This is a genomic window from Stenotrophomonas sp. P5_B8 (genome assembly GCF_054049855.1).
Genome location: NZ_JBFULO010000277.1, coordinates 1 through 5,066, shown reverse-complemented (window position 1 = coordinate 5,066; position 5,066 = coordinate 1). Strand labels below are relative to the sequence as shown.

Genomic DNA, 5,066 nt, shown 5'->3' with positions numbered 1-5,066 from the left:
GCGCAGCGACCTGCAGGGCCTGTCGGCAGCGGTTGAAAGCGGCCAGGCCAACGAGATCCGGCAGATGCTGCATCGCATCCGCGGGGCGTTGGTGATGGTTTCGGCGCAACGCCTGGTCGACGTTGCCCAGGTGATCGAAGATAGAATCGCCGCCGGCGCGACGGTGGCGGCGTGCAGCGCAGCAGCGCAGGCCTTCCTGATCGAACTGGAACGCGCGCTGGTGCGGCTGGAACGCTCGCCACCGGAGGCCACCGATGTCCCCTGAGTTTTGCTCCTGCCGGTGCCGAGAACACGCATGAAGACCAAGATCGTCATTGCCGATGACCACCCGATCGTGCTGGCCGGCATCTCCGATGTCATCGACCGCGACCCGCGCCTGGAGGTGGTCGGCCAGGCACAGAGTCCGGCGGCACTGGTCGAGTTGATGCAGACGCTGGCACCGGACATCGTCATCACCGACTACAACATGCCCGGCGATGACGCCCTCGGCGATGGCATCAAGCTGATCTCCTACCTGCTGCGCAATTTTCCCGATGTCCAGGTGTTGATCCTGACCATGGTCTCCAATCCCTCGATCATCGCCGAGATGTACCGGGCCGGCGCCAGCGGCGTGGTACGCAAGAGTGGGGATCTGAAGGAACTCAACGTCGCGCTGTCTGCGGTGCTGGCCCAGCGCGTGTACCGCTCGCCGGACCTGCCGCGCGAGGAGGCCCTGCCGGGGGCCGGTGATGCCTCCTCGGCCTCGCTGCTGTCGCCACGCGAGTTCGAGGTGATCCGGCTGTTCGCCAACGGCCAGAGCGTGGGCGACATCGCCAGACGACTGAACCGCAGCAGCAAGACCGTCAGCACCCAGAAGGTCAACGCGATGCGCAAGCTGGGCGCCAAGACCGACCAGGAACTGATCACCTTCTGCCTGGCATCGGACCTGTTCACCTGAGCAGGCGCGCGGCCTGCCCGAGGCCGGCGGATACCGCGCCTGCCTGTCGCATTCGCTGACTGCCGGCCCAACCACGCTGCCGGCATCGGCGTACTTTAGGGATCGCCTGATGTCTCCGGTGGCAGTCACTGCCTAGCCTGTGCTTACCGGCTGCGCAGTGGTCGCGCCGGTACGGCTTCAAGGACGCCCCTGATGCACGCCCCGGCGTGTCGTGGCGATGGCGCTGCCATCCGCCCCCCTCCCCCGCGCCTTGTCGCCATGCGGCGTTGCCGGCCTGTGCCGGTGACGCCGCAACGGTGGTCGCCGGATGGCGATCGACATGGTCTGCAGATCCGTCTGGCGTACGCCGGACGGCTGCCTTGCGACGAGAAAAACCAGGATGAACAGAATCTACCGATTGGTGCGGGACCCCGTGAATGGACGCTGCAAGGTGGTGTCCGAACTTGCGCGGCAGCGTGGCACGGTGTCCATGACCACGCGCGCGGTCCGCGCCGGACTGCCGACCCGGATCGCGCTCGGTGCGGCACTGCTGGCGGCGCTGCCGGCCAGCGCGCTGGATTACACCGTGCCGATCACCGTCAACGCAGGCGAGTCGCTCGACCTGGCCAGCGGTGACAGCGTGCTGCACACCGGCAGCAGCTACGCGGTGACCGTAACGGGTCAGGACGCTACGCTGCACGCCACCGACCTGGACCTGGGCGTTACCGGCAACGGCAGCGGCATCGGCGCCATGTCCGGCGGCAGCGTGCAGATCGAGGGCGGCCACATCCAGCYCGGCGACGGCAGCGCCAGCGTCGGCTATGCCTTGAATGCCAGCGGCGCGGGCAGCGTGATCCGCGCCAACAACCTGGTCATCGATGCATATCGCAACGGCTCCGGCTACGGCACGGTCAATGCCACCGGCGGCGGCAAGGTCTGGCTGACCGGCGGCCGCGTCAGCAGTGGCGGGCATGCGCTGTACGCCACCGGCAGCGGTAGCGAGCTGCACGTGACCGGCACCGAAATCAACAACGGTGGCGACAGCGCCGTGTCTGCCGAGGGCGGCGCGCTGCTGGCGATGGAAGCGCTGCAGCTTACCTTTGCCTCGGGCAACAGCGGCTACAGCGGTCGGCTGTCCTCCAACGGCGTGGGCAGTGTGCTGTCGCTGACCGATGTCGATGTGGTCAATGGCTACTTCGACATCAACAACGGCGGCCTGCTGCGCATCAACGGCGGTAGCGCCACCACCAACGGCGGCAGCATCCGCCTGCTCGGCAATCGGGCCAACGGGATTCACGCATCGGCCGAGGTGACCGGCGGAACGTTCGATACCACCGGCGGCTACGGCGTCAACGTCAACGAATGGGGCCAGCTCACCGCCAACGGCGCACATTTCACCGTGCGCGATGGCCAGTCCGGGCTGTGGTTGTCCAGCGCCGCCTCGTTGGCCGATCTGACCGATACGGTGATCAGCACCTATGGCACCAACGGCTACGGCCATGGCGTGGACGTCTGGGGCGGCACCGCGACAATGACCGGCGGCAGCATCGACACACACGGTGACGGCGTCTACGGCCTGCGTGCGTCGGGCAGCAACCCGCCCACGCCATACTCGCGCATCCGCGCCAACGATCTGGACATCACCACCTACGGCAACGGCGGTGGCGGCGTGTTCCTGGGCGGCAGCACGGCCGACGTGCAGCTCGATGGCGGCCATATCACCGTGCTGGGCGATGCAGCGTTCGGCATCGTGCAGATGAACACCGCACAGCTCACCGCGGACAATCTGGGCATTCATGCCAAGGGCGCAGGCAGCGGTGCGTACCGCTCCTACATCACCGTGTTCGGCCCGTACTGGGACCGCCTGACCTTCAACAACAGCCAGTTGCAGACCGAAGACGGCCCCGCGCTGTGGTTGCAGGGCAGCAATCATGCGCTGACGCTCAACAACACCGACGTGGTTGCCCGCCAGGCCGGCAGCGTGGACGGTGGCCGGCTGTTGCGGGTCAGCGATACCGTGTTCACCGATGGCAGCTCGGTGGCGACCTCGGACATTCTCTTCAGCGCCGACAACAGCCGCCTGACCGGCGATGTGGTGGTGGACAGCGCCACCGCCAACGTGCAGATGGCGCTGGCCAACGCCAGCGTGCTGACCGGCGCGCTGCGCGGCGACAGCGGCTTCCACGTGGCGTCGCTGTCGCTGGATGACAGCAGCCGCTGGAACCTGCGCGGCGATTCCACCGTGGGGACGCTGCAGCATGGCGGAACGATCGCGTTCGTCGCACCCACGCGGGGCGACTTCAAGACCTTGACCATTACCGGCGACTACGTTGGCAATGGCGGCACGTGGGTGATGAATCGCCAGCTTGGCGATGATGGCTCGGCCGGCGATGCGCTGGTGATCCAGGGCAACAGCAGCGGCACCGCGAACGTGCGGGTGGACAATGCCGGCGGCGCCGGCGCGCTCACCAGCGAAGGCATCCGCCTGATCAGCGTGGCCGGCCAGTCCGACGCGCAGTTCACGCTGCAGGGGCGCGCCGTGGCCGGTGCCTACGACTACTTCCTGTACAAGGGCGGGGTGAGTACGCCGGATGACGGCAACTGGTACCTGCGCTCGGAATATGTGGCGCCGGTGGACCCGGTGGAGCCCGTAGATCCCGTAGATCCCATAGATCCCGTGGAGCCGGTGGAACCTGTAGATCCGATCGACCCGGTGGATCCGGCCACTCCCGATCCCGGCCAGCCGGTCGACCCGGTCGACCCGATCGATCCGGTGGATCCGGTGGATCCGGGCCCCAAGGTCGAACGCCCGGAGCCTGCCATCTACCTGGCCAACCAGTCCGCCGCCCTGCGCATGTTCYAGCACAGCCTGCATGACCGTGCCGGCGATCCGGGCACCCGTGTCCACGCCGAGGATGCAACCGGCGCGCTGGCCTGGGCAAACGTACGCAGCAGCAACCTGGAACGGCACGCCGCCGGCGAGCAGGTCCGCGTGGACAGCCGCGTAGACAGCGTCATGGTCGGCATTGGACATGCGCTGGCCGCCAACGTGGGCGGCCAGCTGCAGCTGGGGCTGATGGGTGGCCATGGCCGCGCCAGCAGTGATGCCGTATCAACGGTGACCGGCTACGCCGCGCGCGGCGTGGTCACCGGCACCACCCTTGGCCTGTATGGCACCTGGTTGCAGGACGCGGACATGCAACAGGGTGCGTATGTGGACAGCTGGGTGCAGTACAGCCGCTTCCGCAACCGCGTGCAGGGCGAAGGCCTGGCCGAGGAACGCTACCGTTCGCGCAACTGGAGCGGTTCGGTGGAAGCCGGCTACGTGTTGCCGCTGCAGCGCACTGCCGATCGCGGCCTGTACCTGGAACCGCAGCTGCAGGTCGTCCACAACCGTTACGACGCCGACAACGTGGTCGAAGCCAATGGCACCGCCGTGGAGAGCCGTCGCGCCGGCGGTACCAGTACCCGGCTGGGCGCACGCCTGTACACCCGCGCACTGACGCCAAAACAAGGCGATGTGCATCCGTTCGTCGCGGTCAACTGGTGGTCCGGTGGCAACGCGTCGGCGATCGCGGTCGACGACGTGTCGATCCGCCGCGACCTGCCCGACGACATCTACGAGGCCAAGGCAGGCGTGCAGGTGAACTTCGCCGGCGGCTGGCGCGGCTGGGGCCAGCTAGTGCACCAAACCGGCAGTCAGGGCTACCGCGATACCAGCGCGCAGCTCGGCGTTTCCTACAGCTGGTGACGGCGTGCCCGCTTCCGGTCGTAGGGCCGGAAACGGGCGCCACCGGTAGCGCCGGCCGCTGGCCGGCGCCACGCAACGCCGAACACACCCCTGCACGCATGTGGCTTTTCCACACCCCGCGTGGAAAGCCGTGGGGGTTTGATGTGGACAAGTCGGTGCAAGCCAGCCACGCCAACGTTTTCGGGGCGTGGCGTTTTTTTGTCCAGGTGCTGACGCGGTTTTCCACAGCGCCTGGGCAAAGCGGTGGGGGTTTGTTGTGGACAACCCTGCGTAAGCGGTACGCGGCAAGGGTTTCCACGCGTGGTCATTAATTGTCCACGTGGTCTGCGGTGGAGGATTGCGTGGTTGCCGGCCAACGGCCGGCGCCACCGGGCCAGGTTTTCCACATGGGAGGTGGAG

3 protein-coding genes are annotated in these 5,066 nt (G+C 67.3%); all 3 read left to right on the top strand.

The window, feature by feature from the left end; genetic code table 11:
* Positions 1-265: Hpt domain-containing protein (locus ACXJKH_RS14320; protein WP_457320220.1), on the top strand; the 265-nt coding region annotated here is incomplete at its 5' end.
* A gap of 30 nt (positions 266-295) precedes the next feature.
* A complete protein-coding gene (locus ACXJKH_RS14315; protein WP_256775006.1) occupies positions 296-937 on the top strand; it encodes a response regulator transcription factor in 642 nt (213 codons plus the stop codon).
* Between the two features lie 430 nt (positions 938-1,367).
* Positions 1,368-4,667: an autotransporter outer membrane beta-barrel domain-containing protein gene (locus tag ACXJKH_RS14310; protein WP_457320217.1), complete on the top strand. Its 3,300-nt coding sequence runs from the start codon at positions 1,368-1,370 to the stop codon at positions 4,665-4,667.
* Positions 4,668-5,066: the final 399 nt, after the last annotated feature.